We start from the raw sequence: 26435 nt of genomic DNA on the forward strand, positions 1-26435 counted from the left end.
AGAGACAAAAAAATGGTAAGTGATACACCACATTCTCTTCCCATTATCGCCATTACCTCTGGGGAACCAGCAGGTATTGGCCCTGACATTATTATCAGTGCATTAAGCGAGCAAACTTTCCATGCTCGCTTAATTGTTCTTGCCGATCCTGAACTATTAAGGAGTCGAGCTGAAGTTCTTGGCTTAACACCTAAAATCATTTCGCTTAAAAACGCCAATGAGGCATCCCCTCACAAGCAAGGTGAAATCTCTGTATTGCCAATACAACAGGCGAAACAAAGCACAGCAGGTGTTCTTGATATAGCAAATTCTCCCTATGTGTTAGAAACACTCAAAATTGCAGGAGAAGGCTGTATTCGTGGCGAATTTAACGCCATTGTCACACCGCCGGTTCATAAAGGTATTTTGTGTGAAACAGGAACGCATTTTTCTGGCCATACGGAGTTTTTCCAAGCTCAATGTCAATCACCACATGTGGTCATGATGTTGGCCACAGAAGCCATGAAAGTCGCGTTAGTCACCACACACTTACCGTTAAAAGACGTATCTTCTGCTATTACTGAAGAAAGCATTAGCCTTGTGGTAAAAGCACTTCACAAAGACCTTCAAGAAAAATTTGGCACTCCACAACCAAAAATTCTCGTCTGTGGACTGAACCCTCACGCTGGCGAAGACGGCCATTTGGGCATGGAAGAAATAGACACAATCATCCCCACTCTAAATACACTCCGTTCTCAAGGTTTAGATTTGATTGGACCTCTGCCCGCTGACACTCTTTTCACACCGAAATACCTAGACGATGCAGACTGCGCTTTGGCCATGTATCACGATCAAGGCTTACCTGTGTTAAAATACTCAGGATTCGGTAACGCCGTAAACATCACATTAGGCTTACCTATAATAAGAACATCCGTAGACCACGGCACAGCGATTGATTTAGCTGGCACAGGCAAAGCACATAACGGCAGCCTAAAAGTGGCCATTCAACATGCTATTAACATGGCAAATAACGCAAAAAAGTTTTCTAAATGAGCAAACCACAATCCCATAAAGCCAGAAAAAGATTCGGCCAAAATTTCCTTCATGATCATGGCGTTATTCGTCGAATCGTTGCTTGTATCGGTCCTAAAAAAGGTCAACGAATTGTTGAAATCGGTCCTGGTAAAGGGGCGTTAACAGAAGGCATCATCAGCGTCACAGAACGCATGGATGTGGTCGAACTTGACCGAGATTTAATTCCGATTCTAAAAGTAAATTTATTCAAGTTTCCAGACTTAACCGTCCACGAAGCCGACGCAATGAAGTTTGATTTTTCGTCATTAAAAACAGACGAACAAAATATTCGTGTAGTCGGTAACTTACCTTATAACATTTCTACACCGCTTATTTTCCATCTATTAAGTCATGCCGATGTGATTGACGACATGCATTTTATGCTTCAAAAAGAAGTAGTCGATCGATTAGCGGCGCGACCGGGTGACAGCTTATATGGCCGCTTAAGTGTTATGGCGCAATATTATTGTGCTGTAGAGTCTTTATTTGTGGTTGGGCCAGAGTCGTTTGACCCAGCGCCAAAAGTCGATTCAGCGATTGTCCGAATGACTCCCTACAAAAGCTTACCATTCACCGTCGGTGATATTAAGAAATTGGAAGACATGGTTCGTATCGGTTTCCAACAACGTCGTAAAACCCTACGCAATAACTACAAAGGCGTATTAGACAACGATGACTTTGCGGCATTGAACATCGACCCAGGGTTGCGCCCTGAACGTTTGGACGTTGAAGATTTCGTTAACATCACAAACTATGTGATGAAGAAGGAAGCTTAAATGGAAAAACATGACGTCGTTGTTTCTGTACGCTCAGAATACCTTCCGAACCAATCAACACCAACAGAGTCTCGTTATGTGTTTGCTTACCATGTTTCCATTACCAACTGCGGAACAGAAGCGGCAAAGTTGCAAACACGCCATTGGGTATTAACGAACGGCGATAAAAAGGTACAAGAAGTCAAAGGCAGCGGTGTGATTGGCGAATACCCTCACCTTCAATCAGGCGAATCTTTCCATTATACCAGCGGCACGGTGATGGATACGGTGGTTGGCAGCATGCAAGGCAGCTACCAATTTATAGCAGACGACGGTACAGAATTTGATGCGATTATTCGCCCATTCACCTTATCCGTTCCCAATCAGGTGCATTAAAGCGTATGGCAACTTATGTTATTGGAGACTTGCAAGGCTGTTTCGCTGAGCTCATACAGTTGCTAGAGAAAATCCAGTACGACTCTAACCAAGACAAACTCTGGTTCGCTGGCGACTTAATTAATCGCGGTCCCTCGTCTCTCGAAACCTTACGCTTCATTAAGTCATTAGGTCAGAATGCAACCGTTGTTTTAGGAAATCATGATCTGCATTTATTGGCGGTATCTTACGGTCATGGCGATCTCAAACGCAAAGACACCTTAACCGAAATACTCATGGCAAGTGACCGTGATGAATTAATGACATGGCTACGCCAACAACCACTTTGCCATTATGATCCGCAGTTAAATGTTATTATGTCTCACGCTGGCATTCCGCCATGCTGGAATTTACATACGACACTGGCACTAGCAAAAGAAGTAGAAGACAAACTTAAATCCGAGACGGTTGATGAATTTTTTGCCGCCATGTATGGTAACAAGCCAAATAAATGGCATGACGAGTTAACAGGTACAGATCGACTTCGTACCATTACTAACTACTTAACTCGTATGCGTTTTTGTGATGCCAACAGCAAACTCGACCTGAAGTCGAAAGAGGGTGTCGGCACCGCAACACAAGGCTATGCGCCTTGGTTTAAATATCCCACACAGCTCCCAGAAGGTTGTCAGATTGTTTTTGGTCACTGGGCTGCTATTGAAGGGAAAACTCAGCAAGAAAAAATTCATGCGTTAGACACCGGCTGTGTCTGGGGAGGAAGCTTAACCGCTTTACGCCTAGATGACATGCAACGCTTTAGCACTCCTTGCTCTCTCTAACAGGAACCTATCATGACTTACACTTGTATCGACATTGCAGACGCTTTACCTATCATCGAAAATAATGCCGCGGTTGTGGACATTCGCGACTTAGTGAGCTTTGAAACGAGCCATATTTCTAATGCCATTAGCCTAACGAACGACAATGTACAAAGCTTCATTAGCACAACGGAAAAACAGCAACCTATCATTGTTTGCTGCTATCACGGCAACAGCAGCAAAGGCGCTGCAGAATACTTGGCTTCAGAAGGGTTTCAAGAAGTTTACTCTTTAAATGGTGGTTTTAGTCAGTGGAGCGCCATGTTTCCAGAGCAATGTGAAATGGGCCTTTAAGAAAATATGACATCTTATCAAGTTTACCTTGTGGGTGGCGCAGTAAGAGACGCCTTACTTAATATCCCAGTGGTTGACCGAGATTGGGTTGTCACTGGCGCCACACCCGAGCAACTTGAACAACAAGGTTACCAACAAGTCGGCAAACAATTTCCTGTTTTCTTAAACCCGAAAACAAAAGAAGAATACGCCCTTGCCCGCAAAGAAAGAAAACAAGGTGCAGGTTATACCGGCTTTATTTGTGATTTTTCACCAGACATCCGCCTTGAAGAAGATTTAGAACGTCGAGACCTCACAATCAACGCGATCGCGAAGAGTGAAGACGGTACCTTGATTGACCCATTTAATGGGCAGCAAGATCTGGATAATCGTATTTTTCGTCATGTTTCAGACGCCTTTGTGGAAGATCCACTTCGCGTTCTTCGCGTCGCACGCTTTGCCTCACGCTTCCATCATTTAGGTTTTTCCATTGCCCCTGAAACCTTGTCACTAATGCAAAAAATCAGCGCGTCGGGTGAATTGACCGCTTTGAGTTCAGAACGCGTATGGAAAGAGCTTGAGAAGGCATTAAACACGGAACATTCCAGCGTTTTTTTTCAAGTATTGAAGGACTCGGACGCCTTAGAGGTTTTGTTTCCAAATTTCACTTGGCTCGCGGATGACAAAGTAAACAATGGAACAAAATTCAGCCCCGCACAGCGTTGGGCAATACTTTGCCAACACACTCCATTAAAAGATTTGGTAGCGCTACACCAACGGATAAAAACACCAAATCAATTTAAAATTCTCGCCGAGCAAGTCCGTCACTTCTTAGAAAGCCACTCACTTATCATGAACGCAGCCGATTGGGAAAATTGGCTTATGTCTGTCAACGCCATAAAAAAACCTCAACCTTTTGTGTTATTGATTGAGGTTCTGAGCCATTTAACAAGTAGTGATCAACAAGACTGGCAAGTATTGCGCGACACAATATCAACCATCAATGCAGCCAGCTTAATGAAACAAGGCTTTGCAGGTGCAGAATTAGGCAAAGCGTTAAAGCAAGCACGAATCGACACGCTCGACAAAATCACCTCGCCTTTTATTCGCTAATCGCTCGATGAATTTTCACACCAACTGCATTGGCTGCTGGCACAGCACCCGGCTTACGTAAGGTCAATGTGACAGCACTTAACGTGAAGGTTGCAATCAATTCTGCCGCAAGCCGCTCGGCTAAGGTTTCAATAAGCTCAAACTGATGGTTCTCACAAAATGCCACAATGAAGTTTGAAATCGCTTCGTAATCGAGGGTTTTCGTCAGGTCGTCTGTTGCTGCTGGAACACGGTTATCATGTTCCATTTCCAGATCGAACACTAAATCTTGTTGAATCTGCTTTTCCCACTCATAAACACCAATCACAGCGCGCGCTTTTAAGCCTTCAATAAACACTAGATCTTTCATCATTAAGGCACCTTTAATGGCGGTAATTCAGACAAAGGCCAACGAGCACGAATAGACAAATTCAGCTCGGAGGATTGTCCATTCAATAATCGTTGAGCGCCTGCGTAAGCGATCATCGCACCGTTATCCGTACAAAACTCTGGACGCGCATAAAAAACATTCGATTTAATTTTTTTAAGCTGGCTTTCTAGTTGCTCACGCAGTCGCTGGTTTGCGCTCACACCGCCGGCGATAATCAATTGTTTTAAGCCTTCTGCTTCCAAGGCTCGACGACACTTAATCACCAAGGTGTCGACAACCGCTGTTTCAAAAGCTAATGCAGCATCTGCTTTAAACTGTTCATCACAACGATCTTCATCAAGCGCGGCGTGTATAGCCGTTAAAAACGCGGTTTTCAAACCACTAAAGCTGAAATCCAAACCTGGACGATCCGTCATAGGACGAGGAAATTTAAGACCAGAATCTGGATTCCCCTGTTTTGCTAATGCCGCAATTTGCGGACCGCCTGGATAAGGTAGACCAATCATTTTCGCAGCTTTATCAAAGGCTTCACCTGCGGCGTCATCCAAAGATTGCCCCAATAAACGATATTCACCAATGGCGTCTACTCGCACCAACTGTGTATGTCCACCTGAAACCAACAACGCAATAAACGGCATTTCCGGTTGAGACTCTTCCAGCATTGGCGCCAAAAGATGACCTTCCATGTGATGCACGCCAAGTGCAGGAATATTTAATGAATAAGCCAAAGAGCGCCCTATCGTTGCCCCCGCCATTAAAGCCCCGACTAAACCCGGGCCACTTGTGTAAGCAATGGCATCAAGCTCTTTTTTCGTCATATTGGCTTCTTGCAACACTTCATCAATCAAAGGCAAGGTTTTGCGAACATGATCTCGAGACGCCAATTCAGGAACAACACCACCATATTCAGCATGCTGAGCAATTTGAGAATAAATTTTATGTGCCACTAAGCCGTTATCCGTATCGTAAATCGCAATACCAGTTTCGTCGCAAGAGGTTTCTAATCCCAACACTTTCATCAGAACAATCTCATTAATAATTTGCGCGCATTGTACCTTATCTCTGAACGCCAGTGCAGCGTAAAGGTGAAAACCTCTCTCTGGCTCGATTAAAGAATAGTCATTAGACAAGCAAATCGAAAAGCATTATAATGCGCGCGTTTTCAATGTTTAAATTAAAAGGCAGGTGATTTTTCACGTTTAGCACATAGCTTACTAAGTGAGCAACTATGGGGATCTAAACACAACTCTTGGAAAAATATTAATAGCTACAGACGCGATATCAGTCTGTTCAGGGTTAGAAAAATCGATCATCTTAATGGGTGGTCTACTCTGTTCAACAAAAGCGCGCTTTGAAAACCCACTAAACACGGGTATGATTCACGCCGTTTTTGTGAATACTTAAACTTAAAAAAACATATTGAAAGGTAATAACATGCCAGCAGTAAAAGTAAAAGATAACGAACCATTTGACATCGCTCTACGTCGCTTCAAGCGCTCTTGTGAAAAAGCAGGCGTTTTGGCTGAAGTTCGTCGTCGTGAATGCTACGAAAAACCAACAACGCTTCGCAAACGTGCTGCAGCAGCTGCTGTAAAACGTCACGCTAAGAAAGTTTCTCGTGAGCAGAAAAAATTCCAACGTTTGTACTAGGCCTATCTGCCGTTTGGCAATTTGCTAAAGAACAAATGTTCGCCTAGATAGATTATATGTTTTACATATTCTCCATTTAAGCTTATAAAAAAACGGCTAGTTTATAAACTAGCCGTTTTTTTTGGTTATCAAAACACCTTTAACACCGTGAGAGAGAACCCCATGTCAGAATTGAAAAAACACATTTCGGACGCGCTAAAAACAGCAATGCGCGCAAAAGAAAAACAACGCGTAACGGTTATTCGTACCATTTTATCTGAATGCAAAAAAATTGAAGTCGATGAGCGCATTGAGCTAGATGACGCTCGCGTGTTGGCTGTTTTAGATAAAATGAACAAGCAACGTAAAGATTCTAATCAGCAATTCATCGACGGCGGTCGCGAAGATTTGGCAAAAGTAGAACAAGAAGAAATGGAAATCATCAGCGAATTTCTTCCAACACCACTGACAGACGATGAAGTCGGTGAGATCGTTAAAGCCGCAATCACTGAAACCGGTGCCAGCTCAATGCAGCAAATGGGCGCAGTAATGGCACTTGTTAAGCCTCAAGTTCAAGGCCGTGCTGATATGGCGCAAATCAGCAAACAAGTAAAAGCACAATTAGGCTAATACCATGGCGGGACGTATTCCTGATCAGTTTATCGATGAGCTTCTAGCTCGAACCGACTTAACCGATGTGGTTGCGTCTCGTATTAGCTTAAAAAAAACCGGACAGAACTACAGTGCACTCTGCCCTTTCCACAATGAAAAAAGCCCTTCTTTCAGCCTCAACCCCAACAAACAATTTTATTACTGCTTTGGCTGTGGCGCTGGCGGCAATGCCATTTCTTTTGTCATGGAACACGATCATGTGGATTTTGTTGATGCCATTGAGACACTTGCGAAAGACGCGGGCATGGAAGTTCCGAGAGAACAAGGCGCGCCTGATCGTTACGAACAAAATGCTGAGCTACTAAAGCGCCTGTCTGAAAGCGCTCTGTTTTATCAAGAACAGCTAATCAAACACCCAGATAAAAGAAAAGCGACAGACTATTTATCCAAAGATCGAGGGTTATCAGGGCAAATCGCCAAAGTATTTGGGCTAGGTTACGCCCCTTCAGGTTGGGACAATTTATTAAAGCGCGTTGGCACTCGTGCCGAAAGCCAAGAGCAGTTATTACATGGCGGCATGCTGATCGAGAAAAAAGATCAACCAGGCCACTATTACGATCGTTTTCGTGATCGCATTATTTTCCCAATTCGCGATTCTCGCGGCCGTGTCATTGCATTTGGCGGTCGCGCTTTTGGGGATGAAAAACCCAAATATTTAAACTCCCCGGAAACACCTGTTTTCCAAAAAAGCCAAGAACTTTACGGCCTATTTGAAGCCAAACAAAATACGCCTGTACTCGACCAAATCATTGTGGTCGAAGGGTATATGGACGTTATTGTGCTCGCACAACACGGTATTACCAATGCCGTTGCCACGCTTGGCACCTCAGTAAATAGCCAACATATACGTAAGCTATTCAAATTGGTCAGTAAGGTTATTCTTTGTTTCGATGGTGACAAAGCGGGCCGAGCGGCTGCCATTCGAGGCTTAGAAGCGGCCTTGCCTGTGATGCAAGACGAAAAGCAAATACGCTTTTTATTTTTGCCTGAGGGAGAAGATCCAGATTCATTAGTAAGACAAGAAGGCAAAGACGCTTTCAATCACAGGCTCGAAGACGCGTCTTCTCTGTCACATGTTTTACTTGAACACGCTCGAAACCAAGTTACGCTTGCCGACGAAGAAGGCGAAGCGCAATTCACGCGAAACGCCATGTCCATGATTCAACAGATCCCAAAAGATCTGACGTTTCGCTCTATTCTTATCAAGCAGTTAAGTGATCAATCTGGCATTGACAGTGACACGCTTGGTAATACGTCAATTCCCAAACAAAGGCACGAACCAAGCAGTCAAAATACGAGTCAATACACAGAATCGCATGAACAAGCTCCACACATTGGCTACGACGAAGACCATTACCCCCCTGCATACGATGAATATGAAAGTCATTCAAACCATGACTATGGCAATACACCTAATCAGCATGAAGGTCATAAGAAACCGCCTTTCAAAAAGGGTGGTAAATTTAAAGAGAAACAGGCTCACTTCCCTCCTGCACCTTCTAGCTTAAGCCGTATAAGACAAGCCTCTATATGTTTGCTACTCCACCCACACATAGCAAAAGAGGTCGAAATCCCTGATCCTCTGATAAATAAGGCCAATGAAGAGTTGCAAAACTTCTGTAAAATTTGGCGTTACTTTTACAAAAAACCTAATAACAACGTTGGTCACTTAATTGGTGAAACAACGGATAGTCTTTTTATGTCTGAGATTTACGCGTTACTAAATCATCCAGACGCAGCGATAAAAACGAAGATTCCAAATCCAGAAAAAGAGGTGATTGACACAATTTTGTTTTATGAAAATAAACTTGGCGAAGAGTACTTGAAAAACAAGGGACCCGCATCCATAGATACAAAGGAAAGTAAGCAAGATATACTCAAACGCATTGAACAGATAAGACAAAAAAAATCTTAACCCCTGCCTAAATCACAGTCAAAAAAAGCAGGATTTTCTGGAAAAAAATAATCGTTTTTAGTATAATCCGCGGCTTGCTAAACATCTAAATGAATTTCTAACGATAGGTTGTCGAATGCCAGACACTCAACAGTCACGCCTCAAAGAGTTGATCGCCAAGGGTAAAGAACAAGGTTACCTAACTTTTGCTGAAGTTAATGACCACCTCCCTGATGACCTTTCTGACCCGGAGCAAGTTGAAGAAATTATTGCCATGATCAATGACATGGGCATCACAGTTTCTGAAATTGCACCAGATAAAGATAGCCTTCTAATGGAAGAAGGCGATGCCACGGACGAAGCAGCCGCAGAAGAAGCCGCTGCAGCCTTAGCCGCTGTAGAAGGCGACATTACCAGAACAACAGATCCCGTTCGCATGTACATGCGAGAAATGGGTACGGTTGAACTATTAACCCGTGCTGGTGAAATTGCTATTGCAAAGCGTATTGAAGAAGGTACGCGTGAAGTAATGGCTGCTGTTTCTTACTTCCCTGGCGCAGTTGACGTTTTACTTGATACATACGCGAAAGTTCAAGAAGAAGAAGGTCGTCTAAGCGACATCTTTAGCGGATTCATCGATGGAGATGGAGAAGAACCTGTCTTTGAAGAATTGATGACAGAAGAAGTCCCTGTTGAAGACGACGCTGTCGATACTGATGAAGATGACGATTCAGATGACGAGGAAGAAGAGACTGATAACGGCCCTGATCCTGAAGAAACGGCTTTACGTTTCAATGAAATCTCGCGTATCTACGATGAACTAAAAGTTTTACTAGAAACCAAGGGACGCCAAGACCCTGAAGTAAAAAGTAAGCAAGAAGAATTAAGCATTAGCTTTGCCCCAATCAAATTAGTTCCAAAAATATTTGATGACTTAATTGATCGTGTTCGTTCTCGTATGACTAAAATACGCGACCAAGAACGTTTAATCATGCAAGTTTGTGTGCGTAAATCAGGCATGCCTAGAACTGAGTTTTTGAAACGTTTCCCAAGTAACGAAACGAACCCTGACTGGTTAAAAGAACAAATTTCTTCTGGTGCAGACTATGCTAACGCTCTAGAAGAACACGAAGCGGAATTTATGCGTAGTCAGCGCAAACTTCGTGCTGTAACCAAAGAAACTGGCCTAACCATTGCAGAACTAAAAGAGATTAACCGTCGCATTTCGATTGGTGAAACTCGTGCACGTCGTGCGAAGAAAGAAATGGTAGAAGCAAACTTACGTTTGGTTATCTCGATTGCTAAGAAATACACCAACCGTGGCCTACAGTTCTTGGATCTTATTCAAGAAGGCAACATTGGCTTGATGAAAGCGGTCGATAAGTTTGAATACCGTCGCGGCTATAAATTCTCGACTTATGCCACTTGGTGGATTCGTCAGGCAATTACTCGCTCTATTGCCGATCAAGCTCGTACTATCCGTATTCCAGTACACATGATTGAGACGATCAACAAGCTAAATCGCATTTCTCGTCAAATGCTACAAGAAATGGGTCGCGAGGCAACGCCAGAAGAGCTAGCTGCTCGAATGGATATGCCAGAAGATAAAATCCGCAAGGTATTGAAAATCGCGAAAGAACCGATTTCTATGGAAACGCCAATTGGTGATGATGAAGATTCACATCTTGGCGACTTCATCGAAGATGATGGCGCGGAATCTCCTATCGATATCGCCACGATTGAAGGTTTACGTGAATCAACCACTATGGTTCTTTCTGGCCTAACAGCCCGTGAAGCCAAAGTATTGCGCATGCGTTTTGGTATCGATATGAATACTGACCACACTCTTGAAGAAGTGGGTAAGCAGTTTGATGTAACTCGTGAGCGTATTCGCCAAATTGAGGCAAAAGCGTTACGTAAATTACGTCACCCAAGCCGCTCAGAACATCTACGAAGCTTCCTTGATGAGTAAGATCTAAGCACTTCAAAAAAACCGCTGCTATAACCAGCGGTTTTTTTATGCCTAAAAAAACTAATTAAAACAAGTATAAGCAACAAAACTGTCATACACTCTAATTAGAGTATGGATAAAGACAGTGAGGCTAAGCTTGCTAAAAAACCATAATTTCAAAGAACACTTTTCTCACCAGCACCCTTTTATATGGGGAGCAAAGCTCACACTAAAGAATCTATCTTTTACTCACTATTCCCCCTCACTATTAACCTCAACCAGTACCATTTGTTTCATTCGCTTATTTATTTTCAAACATCTTGCACTCACTTCAGGAGTAATGCTCTATGGAAAAAATATACGTTCTTGATACCAATGTATTGTTACATGACCCTTTAGCAATTTACGCTTTTGCGGAACACAAAGTCGTCATTCCTATGACAGTTTTAGAAGAGCTGGACGTCATCAAAGACAGGAGAGATAAAGACGTTAGCCGTGAAGCTCGTGTTGCCATTAATACCATAGACAAAATAGTGGGCGATGCCTCCCCAAAAGCACTTCAAGCAGGCATTCCTATTCGAATATTAGACAGCCAAGACACAAGCCAAGGAAAAGGCAGTGAGGGAACCTTAGCTATTTTCCCTGACCAACAAATCACACTCACTGACAACATCCCCTTCTTGAATGGAAATCATGACCATGCCAATGATAATCGAATTATAAATGTGGGATTAAGCCTGCAAGCGACACACCCTAGATCTTCAGTATGTTTAGTCACAAAAGACATCAATATGAGAATCAAAGCTAAAGGATCTGGCTTAGAACGCGTAGAAGATTATCGAAAAGATCGCGTATTAGACGACTTAGATCTAATGAGTAAAGGCTACATTCATTTTGATGACAGCTTTTGGTCAACTATCAATAGTGTGAAAACAGAGGCTCATGGACGCCATACAGTACATGTGATTAGCAAAACCTCTCTACCTAATATTTACCTAAACATGTTTGTTATAGACGATGAAGATTTCATCGGTTTTGTGGTGAATATAGACCAAGAGTTTGTCTACCTTCTCGACATTAATAGACAACAGCTTATGAACCAGAACTTCTGGGGAATCCATCCACGTAACTTAGAACAAGCAATGGCTTTTTATCTTCTCCGCCATGACAACTCAGATTTAATGGTAATGACAGGCCCTGCTGGCTCAGGGAAAACACTACTCGCACTTGCCTATGGACTACAAGTAACTATGGAAGAAAAGCGCTTCAATAAAATCATTGTAGCTCGCTCTACACCCCCAATGGCAGAAGACATTGGCTTCTTACCTGGCACAGAAGAAGAGAAAATGGCTCCGTGGCTAGCTGCTTTTGATGACAACTTAGAGATACTTCATGGCGCAGATGAGCATTCATTTAGCAGCATCGATTACGTCAAACAAAAAGCAAACATCCAATTCAAATCTCTCAACTTCATGCGCGGCCGATCTTTTAACAACGCCTTAATCATTGTTGATGAAGCTCAAGGCCTGACTCAATTCCAACTAAAATCCATTGTTACTCGAATCGGTAGTAATTCAAAGATCATTGTTTTAGGCAACTTGGCACAAATAGACAACAAATATATTACGCCGCTCACCTCAGGTCTCACTTATCTCGTGGAAAAATCTAAATCCTTTAAATACGCGAGCATCATGCATGTAAATGGCATAGAACGTAGCCGATTAGCGGAGTTTGCAGAAGAAAATCTCTAGTACTTTTCGAGCAATAAAAAAGGGAAAGGCTGTCGCCTTTCCCTTTTTTTGCGAAGTACTAAGATCTTATTGAGAAACAGATTTCGCTAATGCAGTAATTTCATCCCATTTACCAGCACGCACTAAGTCTGTTGGAACAATCCAAGAACCACCAACACAAAGCACATTTGGTAGAGCTAAGTATTCACGGAAGTTGTTCTCACCAATTCCGCCTGTTGGACAGAATTTAATTTGTGACAACGGTCCGCCAAATGCTTTCAGCGCTTTAACACCACCATTTACTTCAGCTGGGAAGAATTTGAAGTGGTCATAGCCATGCTCCATACCCAACAGAATATCCGAAATCGTCGCAACAGCAGGCAAGTAAGGCACGTCGTACTCTTTACCTGCTTTCAAAAGATCTGCTGTCATTCCTGGGCTAATGATAAACTGAGAGCCAGCTTCAATCGCTTCTATATATTGAGCACGAGAACAAACCGTACCAGCACCAACAATCGCTTCAGGCACTTCTTTACGAAGTGCAGTGATTGCTTCTAATGCTACAGGAGTACGTAGTGTCACTTCTAAAACAGGAACACCACCCGCAACAAGAGCTTTACCCAAAGCAACAGCTTGTTCAACATCGTCAACAACAATTACAGGAACTACAGAAGTTGCAGTCATTACCTGTGCTGCAGTATAAGAAGTACTCATTATATTTTCCTTTTTTATAATTAATAATCGTGCCAGTTACGACCATCTTTAATTGGTAACGCCATTGATGCCGCAGGTCCCCAAGAACCAGAGGCGTATTCTTTCGGGCGTTCACTTGTTTGGCTCCAAGCGGACATTATACCGTCCACCCATTTCCAAGCCGCTTCTACCTCATCATACCGCATAAACAAGGTTGCATCATTACGCATAACATCTAATAACAGACGCTCATACGCTTCTGGACTACGTTTATCATTAAATGCTTCCGTTAAACTCAAATTCAAGTCTACTGGTTGTAAATTCATACCTTCGCTTGCGCCAGGCACTTTATTCATTACTGTTAAGGAAATTTTCTCTTCTGGTTGAAGACGAATAACCAACTGATTACGCTGTAGCTGGCGATTACTTTCATCACTAAAGATACTGTGAGGAACGGCTTTATATTGAATAACAATTTCAGAATAACGCTGGCCTAAACGCTTACCAGTTCTTAGGTAAAACGGCACACCTGCCCAACGCCAGTTATCAATATCAGCTCGTAAAGCCACAAAAGTTTCGGTTCTTGAATCTGGGTTGCTTCCCTCTTCATCAAAATAACCTTTTACATCTTTCGCTTTAATCATGCCTTTTGCATATTGGCCACGAACTGTTTTCGTGTACGCATTTGCACCTGTGATTGGTCGTAATGCCTTTAGCACTTTGATTTTTTCATCGCGCACAGAATCAGCATCCATTCGACCTGGAGGCTCCATAGCCACAAGACACAATAACTGAATCAGGTGGTTTTGCACCATGTCTCGCATAGCACCGGCTTTGTCGTAATAACCCCAACGGCCTTCAACACCAACCGTTTCAGAGACTGTAATTTGCACATTATCGATGTGCGCACTGTCCCATAAAGGTTCAAATAAAGTATTACCGAAACGAATAGCCAATAGATTTTGTACTGTTTCTTTACCCAAGTAATGGTCAATACGGAAAGCTTGCTGCTCGTTGAAGTTCTTCATAACTTCGTCGTTAATTGCACGAGAGGACACCAAATCGCGACCGAGAGGCTTCTCCAATACAACTCGCATACGCTCTTCATTTAAGCCATGACTTGCCAAGGAAGAACAAATAGAACCAAACAGATCTGGAGAAGTCGCCAAATAAAATACGACATCGCGATCATCACCACCGACCTGATGATCATTAAGACGAGAGAAATCAGACTCTTGCTGCGCATCAACGGAAACGTAGCTTAAACGCTCTTTGAAGCGAGGCCATGTTTTTTCGTCTCCAACACTCGATGGAACAAATTCATCCAATGCAGCACGAACTTTCTCTTGGTACTCAGCGGTGCTTACTTCTCGTCTCGACGCACCAATAATACGGGTCGTTGGAGCAAGCAAACCATCCATATCCAAATGGAACAAAGCAGGAAGCAACTTACGCATCGCAAGATCGCCACCACCACCAAAAATTACAACATCACAGGCTTTTAAACTTGCCTTCATTTTTCATTCTCCAACTAGACTAGGCTTTCGAGACGAGATAGGAAGCGTAACAAGCACATCCCATCAGCCCTGGATATTCAGACATAACAACAAAAGTAGGAACAGGCGAAACAAACTCTTTCATACGCCCTTTATCTTGCATGGCTTTACGAAAGCCACTTTTTAGAATTTCATTTACATATCGAGGAACAATACCACCTGCGATATAAACACCACCTCGAGCTTCTACAGACAAAACAAAGTCACCAATAACTCGCCCTAAAAACACAAAAAACTGCTCAAGAGCGGCAACGGCAATAGAGTCATTTCCCTGAGCCAAGACTTCGCCAATTTCTGGAGCGGTTAAACGTTTCGCCACTCCATCACGCATAGCAAGCGCTTCATAAATATTTTCAAGCCCCATTCCAGATAGCACTCGCTCAGCTGAAACACGCTCGTGGCGAGATCGAAGAAAGGTAAGAATATAGTCTTCAATCTCATTACAAGAAGACAAATCTATGTGTCCGCCTTCTCCAGGCAAAATAATACTTGGTCCGTTTTCTTGTGGTACCACACATGACACACCCAACCCTGTTCCAGGACCAACAACCCAACAAGGCTCTTTTGCATCTGCTGGTTTCGCTTCGCCAATTTCAATCACATCATCTGATGAAAGGACTTTTAAACAATGTCCAACCGCATCGAAATCATTTAACAAAGCTACAGCTTTATCTTTGCCGAAATAAGACTCAATCTCTGATCGAGTGAAATACCAAGGATTGTTAGAGAAGCGAATTACTGGCTTGTTTACAGGGCCGGCAATAGCTAAAACAACGGCGTCAATGTCTGCTAGTTCAACACTACAATGATTAATGTATTCAGATACTGCATCAAAAAAGTTATCGTAATCCTTACAAGGTAGAACTCTAACTTCTAGTGGTTCATATTCGTGAATCGGAACAATAGCAAAACGCGCATTTGTTCCGCCTAAATCAGCAATTAACGCATGGGACATAAACGAACCCTAATTATTTTTTTGAAATTTTACAACAAAATTAACCTGAAAAATACCATATACACGAAAGCAAGCATCTAAAAATGTAATAAAATTACAAAATCAGCGCAATTTATTCAAAAATTTAAACACTTTCGTTGGCACTAGTCTCTTACGATTGTTTTTATAGTCGTAAAGGCGTTCATCAGCCACTTTTAGCAAATGTTTATAGTTATTTGGAGCATCAGATAGGACACTTGCACCACCATAACTGATCGTAATAGGAACCAGATTAGATTTATACCTTAAAGGGTTAGCTTGAAGGTATTCTTGAATAGATTCAGCTACCAACATCGCCTGTTTATAGCTTTTTCCAGGCATAACAAACACAAACTCATCGCCAGCAAATCGGAAAGCCAAGCCTTGTTTATGAACATACTTCAATAATCGCTTGGCAATGTATTCTAAAACTTCATCACCACAGTTATGCCCTAATGTGTCATTAATCGATTTAAAAGCATCACAATCAATAAATACTACGGTAAGATCACGCTTCTGTTGCTTAGTACGAGTAAATTCGCGATCTAGCATTAATTCCAATTGACGACGGTTTAACAGCCCAGTGAGTGGATCACGAGTCGCTAAATATTCAAGCTTCTCTCGCGCAGTCACATTGCTCAGACAGATAGAGATCTTAATGGCTAACTGATCCAATAAAAATGTGTCTTTTGTAGTGGCATCGTAACGGGAACTGTCTGAGTCAGCTTGGCAAAATAACCCCACCAACTCGCCATCTATGGTCAAAGGAGAGATAGCCACAGAAGAAATAATGTCACGATACACACTCGGGATGATATCTCGACATTGGCTTAAATTCGTATTAACAAGAACCGTTTTATTACTCGACTTAATGATATCTATCATAGAACGCCGTTTTGTAAACAATACCCGATCACGTAAATCTGGCATTTTTTCCAAGCTCTCTATGAGATGAGACAAAGGGGCTTCGTTGATTAGATTTACCCACACATAAGGCACATTAAATTGTTTTTGCACTTCACGAGTAAGAGTTGAAACGAACTGATCACAACGACCAATAGAAAGAATACAGCGCTCTATCTCGAAGAATTTACGCGCAATCCCTTCGTTATGCCTTACATTCTCTATCAGTTCGTTGATGTCATGCATCTATATGCCCTACCGCAAAAAATAAAGCGGCTCACTTTTCCACATTAATAAAGTCAAAATATTCGGAATCTAATTGATATATAATGCATTATAGTACGATGCTTGAACAATTTGAGCCATACCTGATAGCTATTTGATAAAAAGCGCTACAAAAAAATAACAATTTGATGTTTCTACCATTAGATAATGAAAAAACCGCCTCCTAATTAATCCGTTCCTCCCATCAAGAAAAAACACTTCATGCCGATAGCTTTATTGCAACTAAACCAATTAGGCTAATAAATGAATATAAGAGAAATTGTTGAAACACAGGTCACCCAGAATAGTAAAGCGGGCAATCCGGTGTCAGGCAATGCTCATTTTGCACTAATGATGAGCTTATTTAGTCAGCCAGGCCCTTCACTATTGGATACCTCTGATACCTTGAATGCCCATCAGCCTCACGCCTTGACTCGACCGATTCAATTTTCTCATCGAATTGGCTCGAACCCAGTTGCTAATCTCGCCTTACTCAAAGCGTTAAGCCAAGAACCATTGGCCTCAGGTGAAGCTTTCCAATACGACCTAGTAGAAAGTTTAGAGCAACAAATCCACACGCGAATCTAATTATAAAAACTAAGATGAGAGCGGAATAGAACAAAGACCAAACACTCGACTCCATTGTTTTGCATGTTTCTGAGATGCTTCCTGATAATCAAGCCAAACACTGCGGCTTACTCCTTGCAATGAAAACTGATGCATAAAAACCCGTGTTTCATTACTGACTTTGCCTAATTCGGCCAATCGATTCAGTAGAGGCAAAACCTCATAAGCACTGCTGTTTATCCTTCCCATATATGGTTGTAATGCCTTCACATAATGACGCTCAAATTGTTGAGACAAATACGCCATAGGTGCTCCACAAGCCTTCTGGTCTAACGCACTTGTTTCTTTAGACACTTGATTCAAATAACTTGTGATTCGAGATAAAGAATACAAAAGTCGTCCCGCATATTCACTATTCAACAAAGCCTTTAAATCATTTTCAAATCTGTCACCATCAACAACTGGAAGGCTCTCCAGATTCTCACCTATAACAATAAGGTGATTCAAAGCATTCAATAATTCTTGCTGATGTTCCTTTGAGTAATTTAAGGGTAAAAAGCCATTGGAGAGACTAAAAAAAGCATCACTCTCTTCTCCTTGAAAAATGGCATTTCCAAAGGCAATCGGTAATTCAAGCCGCTTTTTCTGCGCTACCTGATAAAGAGACTCAGCAAGTTCTCTATCTGTTACCTCACAAGATTCAATTGCACGTATAATATCCAGCTCGTACAAAAACCGCTGACTATCCGGCATTACTTTTCCTAAAATGCTGTTCTTTTTTCCCGCCACAGCACCAACACCACATTGCTGAAGAGATAGGAAATCCAACAGACCAATATCAAAAGCAGACAAGTCCAGCTGACGTAATCTTTTAGGAGGTAAACGATTTGGCATTACAATTGCTGGAGTTTCTGTGGAAAAAAACTGAGAACGGTTTAAATCCTGTACATAATCAGACAAAGTAGTCTCTGCTTTAAAACGCGTGTCACATCCGCTCACTCCAATGAGTATAATGCCACCTAACAGAATCATAGAAAGAAAAGGTTTTACTAACATGAACAAGCTACTCATTCAAAAGCGTGAAGAAATTTCTGAAACTCGCGTTGCCAAAATGGTTTTTCCAGGTACAACAAATCACTACGACACATTATTTGGCGGCATTGCATTACAATGGATGGATGAAGTGGCTTATATAGCAGCAACACGCTTTTCGAGAAAATCTATGGTGACAATTTCAACAGAGCAAGTTGACTTCAACCAGCCCATTCCATCTGGGATCCTGGTCGAGCTGATCGCCCGAGTTGTTCATGTAGGACGAACATCCCTAAAGGTAGAAGTGTCTATTTTCCTTGAGCAACTAGACAGCGACAAGCGTACAAAAGCAGTAACAGGCCACTTTAACTTTGTCGCCGTTGATGAAAACAAAAAGCCAACTCCTATTTTTGATGAAGAAGGCTCACTTTAAATAAACATCAGGGGATGAGTAAACCAAAGCCTGCGCATCCCCTCCCCCCCCATTAAATAACCAATAGATTAATTAGAATAGCGCTTCGCAATTTCTTCCGCTAATTCATCAAAACTCTTTTCAGCTTCTAACTTCTGAAATAAAGCCGCTTCACTTTTCATAGAAGTACGTAAAATGCTTTCAGCCACGCCTTCTGCCTGAGAAGGATCTAAACCAACCAAAACAACTAAACCACCAGATGGTGTTGGCATTTGGCGAACCACTTTAGAACCGATCAATTGTTGCTCTGTCACTTGCTTAGTCACAACACTGTTCACTCGATCCACCGTTTCTGCATCGCCTGCACCTGTTGTTTCCACGTATTGTTTAACCATATTTTGCAAATCAACACTCAACACTTGAGCCAATTCAACTCTTGCCGCAGTAGCCGCCATTTGCTTCATATAATTAGGGCCTGCCGCTGACTTCTCGCTGTAACCAACCGCTGACAAAGCTACACCTTCAACAGGTGCACCACAAACCCAATCAGGCGCAGCTTGATTTGAACCATCCGCAAAAGCACAATCAGGAATTGCTGCTACAGGTGTATTCACAACATCTTTACTGCAGGCAACCAACACAACACTGGATACTAATAGACTGGCAAGTTTCAATTTCATTTTATTTCCCTTCAATAACAATAATTTTGTGATGCAACATCAAAGATATTTTTACAAGATAGCTCTATCTTAGTTATTTATTTTCCGAAGCACAAAAAAGGGCGCTATGAATAGCACCCTTTTACATCAACTTACGCTATTAATTACTCAGTATAAGATGCTTTTTCTTCCTCTGTAACATCTTTCATAGAAAGTTTGATACGACCACGAGCATCAACATCTAGAACTTTAACGATGACTTCTTGACCTTCAGAAAGGAAGTCTGTCACAGCACGGATACGCTCTTCAGCGATCTGAGAAATGTGAACCAAACCATCTTTACCAGGCAGGATGTTAACGAAAGCACCAAACTCAGCAAGACGAACCACCTTACCTTTGTAAAGCTTATCTACTTCTGCTTCTGCTGTGATTTCGTGAATCAACAATAGCGCTGCATCAGAAGACGCCTTATCCGCTGCGTAAATACGAACTGTGCCATCATCATCTAGATCAACAGACGCGCCTGTTTTTTCTGTGATAGAACGAATCGTTGCGCCACCTTTACCGATAACGTCACGAATTTTCTCTGGGTCAATTTTGATTGTCGCCATAGAAGGTGCGTTAGGAGACACTTCTGGACGAGCATAACCAATCACTTGAGCCATTTCACGAAGGATGTGCTTACGCGCGTCCATTGCTTGGCTTAATGCGATATCCATGATTTCTTCATTGATACCTTCGATTTTGATGTCCATTTGAAGCGCAGTAATACCTTCTTCCGTACCTGCTACTTTAAAGTCCATATCACCAAGGTGATCTTCGTCACCCAAGATATCAGTCAATACAGCAAAACCGTCGTCTTCTTTGATAAGGCCCATTGCAATACCAGCAACTGGCGCTTTAAGAGGAACACCAGCGTCCATCATAGACAAAGAAGCACCACAAACAGAAGCCATAGAGCTCGAACCGTTCGATTCAGTGATCTCAGACACAATACGAATTGTGTATGGGAATTCGTCTTCACTTGGCAATACCGCTTGAACACCGCGACGAGCAAGACGACCATGACCGATTTCACGACGACCAACACCGCCCATACGACCACATTCACCTACAGAGTATGGAGGGAAATTGTAATGAAGCATGAAGCTGTCTTTGCTTTCGCCCGCTAAACCGTCAGACATTTGAGCATCACGGCTTGTACCTAGAGTACAAGTCGCAATTGCTTGAGTCTCGCCACGTGTAAACAAAGAAGAACCGTGAGTTTTACTTAACAAGCCAACTTCAACATTAATTGGACGAACCGTTTTGTTATCACGGCCATCAATACGAGGCTGACCATCAATAACACGACGACGTACAGTACGTTTTTCAAGTTTAGCAAACGCACCCGTTACATCGGCTTCAGAAAATTCACCTTCTTCAGTGACTAACGCAGCAACTGCTGCATCGCGCACTTCGCCTAATTTAGCGTAACGCGCCATTTTTTCACTGATGCCGTAAGCTTCTTCAATTTGTGCTGCGTAACCTGTAGTTAGAGCTTCAGTCAATGCTGCATTTGCCGCTTCAGCTTCCCACTCCCAACGAGGTTTAGCACACTCAGTTGCAAACTCAGAGATCGCAGAAATAGCTGTTTGCATTTCTTTATGAGCAAAAAGAACCGCACCCAACATTTCGTCTTCTGTCAGTTCTTGTGCTTCTGATTCAACCATAAGAACCGCGTCTTTCGTACCAGCAACAACCATGTCTAGCAAAGAGCTGTCTAGAGCAGAATAAGAAGGGTTTAAGATATAACCAGACTCATCGTTGAAACCAACACGAGCTGCACCAATTGGGCCATTAAATGGGATACCAGAAATGGTTAAAGCAGCAGACGTTGCCAACATAGCGGCGATATCTGCATCCAAATCGGTGTTTGTCGACATTACTGTACAAACAACTTGAACTTCGTTCATGAAACCTTTTGGAAACAATGGACGAATTGGGCGGTCAATAAGACGAGAGGTTAATGTTTCTTTTTCAGAAGGGCGACCTTCGCGCTTCAAGAAACCACCAGGGATTTTACCAACGGCGTAGGCACGCTCTTGATAATGTACAGACAATGGGAAAAAGTCTTGACCAGGTTTTGCAGATTTCGCACCAACAACAGTTGCTAACACTTGCGCATCACCAATAGTACATAACACCGCACCTGTTGCTTGACGAGCAATGCGGCCTGTTTCTAGCGTTACGGTATCGTTACCGAACTGGAATGTTTTTGTCGTAATACTCACACGTATTCCTTTTCATTAAAAAAATTACTTGCTCCCAAAGACCTCTTTTAAAGCCAGTACTCATATATGCTCTTCTGTTCAATTCATCACAACAGACAAAGTAAAAAACACATATGAAGTACAGGCTGTCCCTTGGGAAACCTATAAAAAAAGGGCCATAATAATTTATGGCCCTTCTTCAGTCTTAGCGACGTAGACCTAACTTTTTGATCAAGCTAGTGTAACGTGCTGCATCTTTACGCTTAAGGTAATCCAACAATTTACGACGTTGGTTTACCATGCGGATTAGACCGCGACGTGAGTGATGGTCATGGATATGAGCTTTAAAGTGACCTTGAAGACCTTCGATGTTCTTAGTCAACAATGCTACTTGAACTTCAGGAGAACCAGTGTCGCCTTCCGCTACTTGAAACTCTTTAACCAACACTGCTTTTGATTCTGCAGTTAATGCCATATCTATATCTCCAAAATAATATGCTATTTAAAAATAAAGGATAGCCGAGCATATTTTCAGTTACCCTAAGCCCGTAAGTCTAACACTAAATGTTCGTTAACTCACTGGTATTTACGAGTCGATGAGGACGAATAAATGCCTCTTTTATCACACCCAGACCTAAAAAACGCTGAGTATCTTGATCATACAGCCTAACTAACATCTCATTTTCTAAAGACGTAGCATTCTTAACTGGACGACCAAACAACATTTCCTTTGTATCATGAGTCGATAATTCGACTTTATTTAGATGTTCAACGGAAGTATCCATTGACATTAAATAACGATCTAGTTCGTCTTCACCTTTTTCTGCAATGCTTTCAAACTCTTCGAGAGTCAGCATGACTTCTGGCGAATAACCTGCTGTCGACACTCTATGCAATGAATGCAAATGTGCACCGCAACCTAAAGCTTCTCCGATATCTTCACCTATAGTTCGAATATACGTGCCTTTGGTACATTGTATGTCCAATGTCAGCGTGTCTTCTGTTCTAGAGACAAGGGTCAGATTCGTAATAGTAACGCGTCGACGTTTCCTTTCTATGACAATGCCTTGACGAGCATATTCATACAAAGGTTTGCCTTCATGCTTTAGCGCAGAATACATTGGAGGAATCTGCTCTATCTCACCACGGAAACGATTTAGTATGGACTCAAGCTCATCGTCTGTTAAAACAGGAACGGCTTCATCCGTTAATACATCACCCTCACGGTCACCCGTTGTGGTTCTTTTCCCTAATTGAATACAAGTAATGTAACGTTTATCTGCATCCAACAAAAATTGTGAAAACTTGGTTGCTTCCCCCAAACACAATGGCAACATGCCAGTTGCCAAAGGATCAAGCGCGCCAGTGTGACCCGCTTTTGCCGCTCGATAAAGACGACGAACACGTTGTAGTGCTTGGTTTGAGCTTAAACCTATCGGCTTATTCAGTAGAACGATACCGTCTACTGAACGCCACTTTGTTTTAGACATAAAAAAGTATTACTCGCTTTCGTTACCACTTTTCGTTTCATCATCACGAATCGCTTCATCAATCAGATTCGACATTCGCGAACCATTCAAAACACTTTGATCATAATGGAAACGCAAATGAGGCATGACACGAAGTTTTACTTCTTTTGCTAAACGGCCACGCAAGAAACCTTTGGCACTGTCTAAAGCTGCTTGATTTTCAGCCAACACTTCTGGCTGATCGTCTTTACCCAACACAGTGTAATAGATATCTGCATAACCTAAATCTTTTGCAACGCGTACTTCATTGATAGTAACTAACCCTAAACGAGGGTCTTTTACTTCAAATTGGATTAAGGACGCCAGCTCCTTTTGGAGCTGGTCACCAATCCGACTAGTACGACTAAATTCGCCTGCCATGATTATGTCCTATTAAAGAGTACGCGCAACTTCGATGGTTTCGAAAACCTCGATCTTATCGCCTACTTTGACATCGTTGTAGTTTTTCACACCGATACCACATTCCATGCCTCGACCAACTTCGTTAACCGCATCTTTAAAGCGACGAAGTGATTCTAGCTCACCTTCATAAATAACAACATCATCACGTAGAACACGGATTTGTTTATTACGGTATACCGTACCTTCAATCACCATACAGCCAGCAATTAAGCCAAACTTAGGAGAGTTAAATACGTCACGAACTTCTGCTGTACCTTGAATTTCTTCACGTAGATCAGGAGACAACATACCTGAAAGTGCTTGTTTAACATCGTCGATAATGTTGTAGATAACGCTGTAGTAACGAAGATCAATACTTTCACGCTCGATAAATTGCTTAGCAGATGTATCGGCACGAACGTTGAAACCAAAGATAACCGCTTCAGAAGCCAAAGCTAACGTTGCGTCAGTTTCACTAATACCACCCACACCGCTAGAAACAATGTTCACTCGTACTTCATCTGTATTCAAATCCGTTAATGACTTAATCAAAGCTTCAAGAGAACCACGAACATCGGCTTTAAGAATAACGTTCAAAGTACGAACTTCATCTTTACCCATTTCAGAGAATAAGTTCTCCAATTTCGCAGAATGTTGACGAGCAAAACGCACTTCACGGTATTTGCCTTGACGGAAGTTAGCCACTTCACGCGCTTTACGCTCATCCGCAACTACGATGAATTCTTCACCCGCATCAGGCGTTCCATCAAGACCAAGAATTTCAACTGGAATAGAAGGCCCTGCAGAAGTAATTGACTTACCGTTCTCGTCCAACAAGGCACGTACGCGGCCCATTTGTAAGCCAGCCAAGACAATGTCGCCTTTCTTCAAGGTACCGTTCTGAATAAGCAAAGTTGCGACAGAACCGCGTCCGCGGTCAAGGCGAGCTTCAACAACCACACCTTTCGCTGGCGCACTAGGAACTGCTGTTAACTCAAGCACTTCAGATTGAAGAAGTATGGCTTCTAACAGCTCTTCAATACCTTCACCAGACTTCGCAGATACACCAACGAACTGAATGTCACCACCCCATTCTTCAGGTACAACTTCTTGAGCAACCAATTCATTCTTAACGCGATCAAGATCAGCGCCTTCTTTATCAATCTTAGTGATTGCCACAACCATAGGCACTTCAGCGGCACGAGCATGCTGAATCGCCTCAATTGTTTGAGGCATAACACCATCATCCGCAGCACAAACCAGGATAACGATATCAGTTGCTTTCGCACCACGAGCACGCATAGAAGTAAACGCAGCGTGTCCAGGTGTATCTAGGAAGCTAACCATGCCATGCGGTGTTTCAACATGATATGCACCAATATGCTGGGTAATGCCGCCAGACTCACCTGCAGCAACGCGTGTTGTACGAATGTAATCAAGTAAGGATGTTTTACCGTGGTCAACGTGACCCATTACAGTAACAACAGGTGCACGCTTAATCGCTTCACCTTCGTAATCGATCGCTTCCATCATGTCATTTTCAACAGCATTTTCATCGATATAAGTCACTGTGTGACCCATTTCTTCGACAACAAGTGTTGCTGTATCACGGTCAATCGTTTGGTTAATGGTTGCCATTGCACCCATTTTAAACATGACCTTAATAACTTCCGCGCCTTTTACGGTCATTTTCTCAGCCAGTTCCGCTACTGTAATACTTTCTGGTAGCGCGACTTCGTGGATAATTTTCGCAGTTGGCTTTTGGAAACCATGCTCTTGTGGCTTAGAAGGTTTCTTATTTTTGCGCCCTAACTTACCGCGACGAACTTCCTCATCACCATTCAAGTTTACACGTGCGCCACGCTTGTTCTCTGGAGTACGACCGCGAGGCTTATCTTTCTCTTTATCGTTGTCGTGTCTCGTAGCGCCTTTTTTACCTTTTGGCACTGCAGTAGACTTTTTATTATCCGTTGCAGGTTGAGACGCTTTCTTAGGTGCTTTCTCTCGCTTAACCGTTTCCACGGGCTCTGCTCCTTTGTCGGAAGCGTTTTGCTCCGCATCATGTACCACATTAGCTTCAGCAGCCTGACGCGCTTTTTCTGCAGCTTCTGCTTTTTCTGCTTCTAACTTTTTCTCAGCTTCTAAACGTAAGCGAGCTTCTTCTGCCGCTTGTTCTTCTGCAAGGCGCTTGGCTAGCTCTTCTTGCTTTTGAGCTTCGTCATCTAAATCATCACGCTTCACGTAAGTGCGCTTTTTCTTTACAGCAACATTGACCGCTTTACCACCATCACCACGAGACAAAGTACTAGTTGTCTTACGCTGTAGAGTAATTCGTTGGCTGCTATCGCCTTCGTCACCATGTTGACGCTTTAAAAAATTCAACAAGGTTTGTTTTTCAACTTCAGAGACTTCTTGATTTGCACTCGTTTGAGGCAGACCAGCATCTTTCATCTGAGTTAGTAGCTTATCGATTGGTGTATTCACCAACTCGGATAGTATCTTTACGGTTTGAACTGTCATT

The 26435-nt window shown here is 42.5% G+C and carries 26 protein-coding genes; 13 read left to right on the plus strand and 13 right to left on the minus strand.

Annotated features, from left to right (window positions below; genetic code table 11):
- The first annotated feature begins 12 nt into the window (after positions 1-12).
- The 6 genes from pdxA to ABFY09_RS02395 are packed head-to-tail and all read left to right on the plus strand — an operon-like array spanning position 13 to position 4447.
- Positions 13-1032 (plus strand): 4-hydroxythreonine-4-phosphate dehydrogenase PdxA, encoded by a 1020-nt coding sequence (gene pdxA, locus ABFY09_RS02370; protein ID WP_347982691.1) that lies wholly within the window; start codon positions 13-15, stop codon positions 1030-1032.
- Positions 1029-1829 carry a 16S rRNA (adenine(1518)-N(6)/adenine(1519)-N(6))-dimethyltransferase RsmA gene (gene rsmA, locus ABFY09_RS02375; RefSeq protein ID WP_347982692.1) on the plus strand — a complete coding sequence of 267 codons (801 nt, stop codon included), beginning with the start codon at positions 1029-1031 and terminating at the stop codon, positions 1827-1829. The genes pdxA and rsmA overlap by 4 nt, the downstream gene beginning before the upstream one ends.
- Positions 1830-2204: a Co2+/Mg2+ efflux protein ApaG gene (gene apaG / locus ABFY09_RS02380; RefSeq protein WP_347982693.1), complete on the plus strand. Its 375-nt coding sequence runs from the start codon at positions 1830-1832 to the stop codon at positions 2202-2204.
- 5 nt (positions 2205-2209) lie between these two features.
- Positions 2210-3022 (plus strand): symmetrical bis(5'-nucleosyl)-tetraphosphatase, encoded by an 813-nt coding sequence (locus ABFY09_RS02385; protein ID WP_347982694.1) that lies wholly within the window; start codon positions 2210-2212, stop codon positions 3020-3022.
- A gap of 12 nt (positions 3023-3034) precedes the next feature.
- Positions 3035-3355 carry a thiosulfate sulfurtransferase GlpE gene (glpE, locus tag ABFY09_RS02390; protein ID WP_347982695.1) on the plus strand — a complete coding sequence of 107 codons (321 nt, stop codon included), beginning with the start codon at positions 3035-3037 and terminating at the stop codon, positions 3353-3355.
- 6 nt (positions 3356-3361) lie between these two features.
- Positions 3362-4447 carry a tRNA nucleotidyltransferase gene (locus tag ABFY09_RS02395; protein ID WP_347982696.1) on the plus strand — a complete coding sequence of 362 codons (1086 nt, stop codon included), beginning with the start codon at positions 3362-3364 and terminating at the stop codon, positions 4445-4447.
- Here ABFY09_RS02395 and folB read toward each other — a convergent pair.
- Together folB and tsaD are read right to left on the minus strand one after the other, a co-directional pair.
- The gene (gene folB / locus ABFY09_RS02400) at positions 4437-4796 is read right to left on the minus strand and encodes a dihydroneopterin aldolase (protein ID WP_347982799.1); all 360 of its coding nucleotides are present in this window, start codon (positions 4794-4796) and stop codon (positions 4437-4439) included. The two genes, ABFY09_RS02395 and folB, sit on opposite strands and share 11 nt — an antisense overlap.
- 2 nt (positions 4797-4798) lie before the next feature.
- Positions 4799-5836, minus strand: coding sequence for a tRNA (adenosine(37)-N6)-threonylcarbamoyltransferase complex transferase subunit TsaD (tsaD, locus tag ABFY09_RS02405; protein ID WP_347982800.1), 1038 nt, complete (start codon positions 5834-5836; stop codon positions 4799-4801).
- A 415-nt stretch (positions 5837-6251) separates the two neighbouring features.
- On the opposite strand from tsaD, the gene rpsU reads away from it, so the two are divergent.
- The 5 genes from rpsU (at position 6252) to ABFY09_RS02430 (ending at position 12714) form a co-directional block, all read left to right on the plus strand.
- A complete protein-coding gene (gene rpsU, locus ABFY09_RS02410; protein WP_009835737.1) occupies positions 6252-6467 on the plus strand; it encodes a 30S ribosomal protein S21 in 216 nt (71 codons plus the stop codon).
- Positions 6468-6629: 162 nt separating this feature from the next.
- Complete coding sequence (locus ABFY09_RS02415; protein ID WP_347982697.1) at positions 6630-7076, plus strand: GatB/YqeY domain-containing protein; 447 nt, start codon at positions 6630-6632, stop codon at positions 7074-7076.
- A 4-nt stretch (positions 7077-7080) separates the two neighbouring features.
- Entirely contained in the window at positions 7081-9033 is a 1953-nt protein-coding gene (dnaG, locus tag ABFY09_RS02420) for a DNA primase (protein WP_347982698.1), read from the plus strand.
- A 115-nt stretch (positions 9034-9148) separates the two neighbouring features.
- Entirely contained in the window at positions 9149-10984 is a 1836-nt protein-coding gene (gene rpoD / locus ABFY09_RS02425; protein ID WP_347982699.1) for an RNA polymerase sigma factor RpoD, read from the plus strand.
- A 326-nt stretch (positions 10985-11310) separates the two neighbouring features.
- Positions 11311-12714 carry a PhoH family protein gene (locus tag ABFY09_RS02430; protein ID WP_347982700.1) on the plus strand — a complete coding sequence of 468 codons (1404 nt, stop codon included), beginning with the start codon at positions 11311-11313 and terminating at the stop codon, positions 12712-12714.
- 66 nt (positions 12715-12780) lie between these two features.
- On the opposite strand, the gene ABFY09_RS02435 is transcribed toward ABFY09_RS02430, so the two are convergent.
- From ABFY09_RS02435 to ABFY09_RS02450, 4 genes are all read right to left on the minus strand, one after another.
- Positions 12781-13407 carry a bifunctional 4-hydroxy-2-oxoglutarate aldolase/2-dehydro-3-deoxy-phosphogluconate aldolase gene (locus tag ABFY09_RS02435; RefSeq protein ID WP_347982701.1) on the minus strand — a complete coding sequence of 209 codons (627 nt, stop codon included), beginning with the start codon at positions 13405-13407 and terminating at the stop codon, positions 12781-12783.
- A 20-nt stretch (positions 13408-13427) separates the two neighbouring features.
- Entirely contained in the window at positions 13428-14903 is a 1476-nt protein-coding gene (zwf, locus tag ABFY09_RS02440; RefSeq protein ID WP_347982702.1) for a glucose-6-phosphate dehydrogenase, read from the minus strand.
- A gap of 19 nt (positions 14904-14922) precedes the next feature.
- Positions 14923-15897, minus strand: coding sequence for a glucokinase (glk, locus tag ABFY09_RS02445; RefSeq protein WP_347982703.1), 975 nt, complete (start codon positions 15895-15897; stop codon positions 14923-14925).
- Between the two features lie 102 nt (positions 15898-15999).
- Complete coding sequence (locus tag ABFY09_RS02450; protein WP_347982704.1) at positions 16000-17064, minus strand: diguanylate cyclase; 1065 nt, start codon at positions 17062-17064, stop codon at positions 16000-16002.
- 282 nt (positions 17065-17346) lie between these two features.
- Here ABFY09_RS02450 and ABFY09_RS02455 point away from each other — a divergent pair, with 282 nt between their 5' ends.
- Positions 17347-17670: a hypothetical protein gene (locus tag ABFY09_RS02455; protein WP_347982705.1), complete on the plus strand. Its 324-nt coding sequence runs from the start codon at positions 17347-17349 to the stop codon at positions 17668-17670.
- 9 nt (positions 17671-17679) lie between these two features.
- On the opposite strand, the gene ABFY09_RS02460 is transcribed toward ABFY09_RS02455, so the two are convergent.
- Entirely contained in the window at positions 17680-18705 is a 1026-nt protein-coding gene (locus ABFY09_RS02460) for a DUF3080 family protein (protein WP_347982706.1), read from the minus strand.
- Between ABFY09_RS02460 and ABFY09_RS02465 the strand changes: the two genes are divergently transcribed.
- Entirely contained in the window at positions 18704-19114 is a 411-nt protein-coding gene (locus tag ABFY09_RS02465; RefSeq protein ID WP_347982707.1) for an acyl-CoA thioesterase, read from the plus strand. The two genes, ABFY09_RS02460 and ABFY09_RS02465, sit on opposite strands and share 2 nt — an antisense overlap.
- Positions 19115-19182: 68 nt before the next feature.
- On the opposite strand, the gene ABFY09_RS02470 is transcribed toward ABFY09_RS02465, so the two are convergent.
- The 6 genes from ABFY09_RS02470 to infB all read right to left on the minus strand — a co-directional run bounded on the left by ABFY09_RS02470 (position 19183) and on the right by infB (position 26434).
- The gene (locus ABFY09_RS02470) at positions 19183-19773 is read right to left on the minus strand and encodes an LPP20 family lipoprotein (RefSeq protein WP_347982708.1); all 591 of its coding nucleotides are present in this window, start codon (positions 19771-19773) and stop codon (positions 19183-19185) included.
- Positions 19774-19916: 143 nt separating this feature from the next.
- Positions 19917-22025: a polyribonucleotide nucleotidyltransferase gene (pnp, locus tag ABFY09_RS02475; RefSeq protein WP_347982709.1), complete on the minus strand. Its 2109-nt coding sequence runs from the start codon at positions 22023-22025 to the stop codon at positions 19917-19919.
- 184 nt (positions 22026-22209) lie between these two features.
- Positions 22210-22479 carry a 30S ribosomal protein S15 gene (gene rpsO, locus ABFY09_RS02480; RefSeq protein ID WP_347982710.1) on the minus strand — a complete coding sequence of 90 codons (270 nt, stop codon included), beginning with the start codon at positions 22477-22479 and terminating at the stop codon, positions 22210-22212.
- Positions 22480-22564: 85 nt separating this feature from the next.
- The gene (truB, locus tag ABFY09_RS02485) at positions 22565-23494 is read right to left on the minus strand and encodes a tRNA pseudouridine(55) synthase TruB (protein ID WP_347982711.1); all 930 of its coding nucleotides are present in this window, start codon (positions 23492-23494) and stop codon (positions 22565-22567) included.
- A gap of 9 nt (positions 23495-23503) precedes the next feature.
- Complete coding sequence (gene rbfA, locus ABFY09_RS02490; protein WP_347982712.1) at positions 23504-23893, minus strand: 30S ribosome-binding factor RbfA; 390 nt, start codon at positions 23891-23893, stop codon at positions 23504-23506.
- A gap of 12 nt (positions 23894-23905) precedes the next feature.
- The gene (gene infB, locus ABFY09_RS02495; RefSeq protein WP_347982713.1) at positions 23906-26434 is read right to left on the minus strand and encodes a translation initiation factor IF-2; all 2529 of its coding nucleotides are present in this window, start codon (positions 26432-26434) and stop codon (positions 23906-23908) included.
- Between the last annotated feature and the right edge of the window lies 1 nt (position 26435).

This window comes from Marinomonas sp. 5E14-1, assembly GCF_039939215.1.
Lineage (GTDB): Bacteria > Pseudomonadota > Gammaproteobacteria > Pseudomonadales > Marinomonadaceae > Marinomonas.

Excerpts from the sequence above, each read along its gene's own strand:
- pdxA (WP_347982691.1), top strand. The coding sequence starts at position 13 with ATGGTAAGTGATACACCACATTCTCTTCCCATTATCGCCATTACCTCT.
- rsmA (WP_347982692.1), top strand. The coding sequence starts at position 1,029 with ATGAGCAAACCACAATCCCATAAAGCCAGAAAAAGATTCGGCCAAAAT.
- apaG (WP_347982693.1), top strand. The coding sequence starts at position 1,830 with ATGGAAAAACATGACGTCGTTGTTTCTGTACGCTCAGAATACCTTCCG.
- ABFY09_RS02385 (WP_347982694.1), top strand. The coding sequence starts at position 2,210 with ATGGCAACTTATGTTATTGGAGACTTGCAAGGCTGTTTCGCTGAGCTC.
- glpE (WP_347982695.1), top strand. The coding sequence starts at position 3,035 with ATGACTTACACTTGTATCGACATTGCAGACGCTTTACCTATCATCGAA.
- ABFY09_RS02395 (WP_347982696.1), top strand. The coding sequence starts at position 3,362 with ATGACATCTTATCAAGTTTACCTTGTGGGTGGCGCAGTAAGAGACGCC.
- folB (WP_347982799.1), bottom strand. The coding sequence starts at position 4,796 with ATGAAAGATCTAGTGTTTATTGAAGGCTTAAAAGCGCGCGCTGTGATT.
- tsaD (WP_347982800.1), bottom strand. The coding sequence starts at position 5,836 with ATGAAAGTGTTGGGATTAGAAACCTCTTGCGACGAAACTGGTATTGCG.
- rpsU (WP_009835737.1), top strand. The coding sequence starts at position 6,252 with ATGCCAGCAGTAAAAGTAAAAGATAACGAACCATTTGACATCGCTCTA.
- ABFY09_RS02415 (WP_347982697.1), top strand. The coding sequence starts at position 6,630 with ATGTCAGAATTGAAAAAACACATTTCGGACGCGCTAAAAACAGCAATG.
- dnaG (WP_347982698.1), top strand. The coding sequence starts at position 7,081 with ATGGCGGGACGTATTCCTGATCAGTTTATCGATGAGCTTCTAGCTCGA.
- rpoD (WP_347982699.1), top strand. The coding sequence starts at position 9,149 with ATGCCAGACACTCAACAGTCACGCCTCAAAGAGTTGATCGCCAAGGGT.
- ABFY09_RS02430 (WP_347982700.1), top strand. The coding sequence starts at position 11,311 with ATGGAAAAAATATACGTTCTTGATACCAATGTATTGTTACATGACCCT.
- ABFY09_RS02435 (WP_347982701.1), bottom strand. The coding sequence starts at position 13,407 with ATGAGTACTTCTTATACTGCAGCACAGGTAATGACTGCAACTTCTGTA.
- zwf (WP_347982702.1), bottom strand. The coding sequence starts at position 14,903 with ATGAAGGCAAGTTTAAAAGCCTGTGATGTTGTAATTTTTGGTGGTGGT.
- glk (WP_347982703.1), bottom strand. The coding sequence starts at position 15,897 with ATGTCCCATGCGTTAATTGCTGATTTAGGCGGAACAAATGCGCGTTTT.
- ABFY09_RS02450 (WP_347982704.1), bottom strand. The coding sequence starts at position 17,064 with ATGCATGACATCAACGAACTGATAGAGAATGTAAGGCATAACGAAGGG.
- ABFY09_RS02455 (WP_347982705.1), top strand. The coding sequence starts at position 17,347 with ATGAATATAAGAGAAATTGTTGAAACACAGGTCACCCAGAATAGTAAA.
- ABFY09_RS02465 (WP_347982707.1), top strand. The coding sequence starts at position 18,704 with ATGAACAAGCTACTCATTCAAAAGCGTGAAGAAATTTCTGAAACTCGC.
- ABFY09_RS02460 (WP_347982706.1), bottom strand. The coding sequence starts at position 18,705 with ATGTTAGTAAAACCTTTTCTTTCTATGATTCTGTTAGGTGGCATTATA.
- ABFY09_RS02470 (WP_347982708.1), bottom strand. The coding sequence starts at position 19,773 with ATGAAATTGAAACTTGCCAGTCTATTAGTATCCAGTGTTGTGTTGGTT.
- rpsO (WP_347982710.1), bottom strand. The coding sequence starts at position 22,479 with ATGGCATTAACTGCAGAATCAAAAGCAGTGTTGGTTAAAGAGTTTCAA.
- truB (WP_347982711.1), bottom strand. The coding sequence starts at position 23,494 with ATGTCTAAAACAAAGTGGCGTTCAGTAGACGGTATCGTTCTACTGAAT.
- rbfA (WP_347982712.1), bottom strand. The coding sequence starts at position 23,893 with ATGGCAGGCGAATTTAGTCGTACTAGTCGGATTGGTGACCAGCTCCAA.
- infB (WP_347982713.1), bottom strand. The coding sequence starts at position 26,434 with ATGACAGTTCAAACCGTAAAGATACTATCCGAGTTGGTGAATACACCA.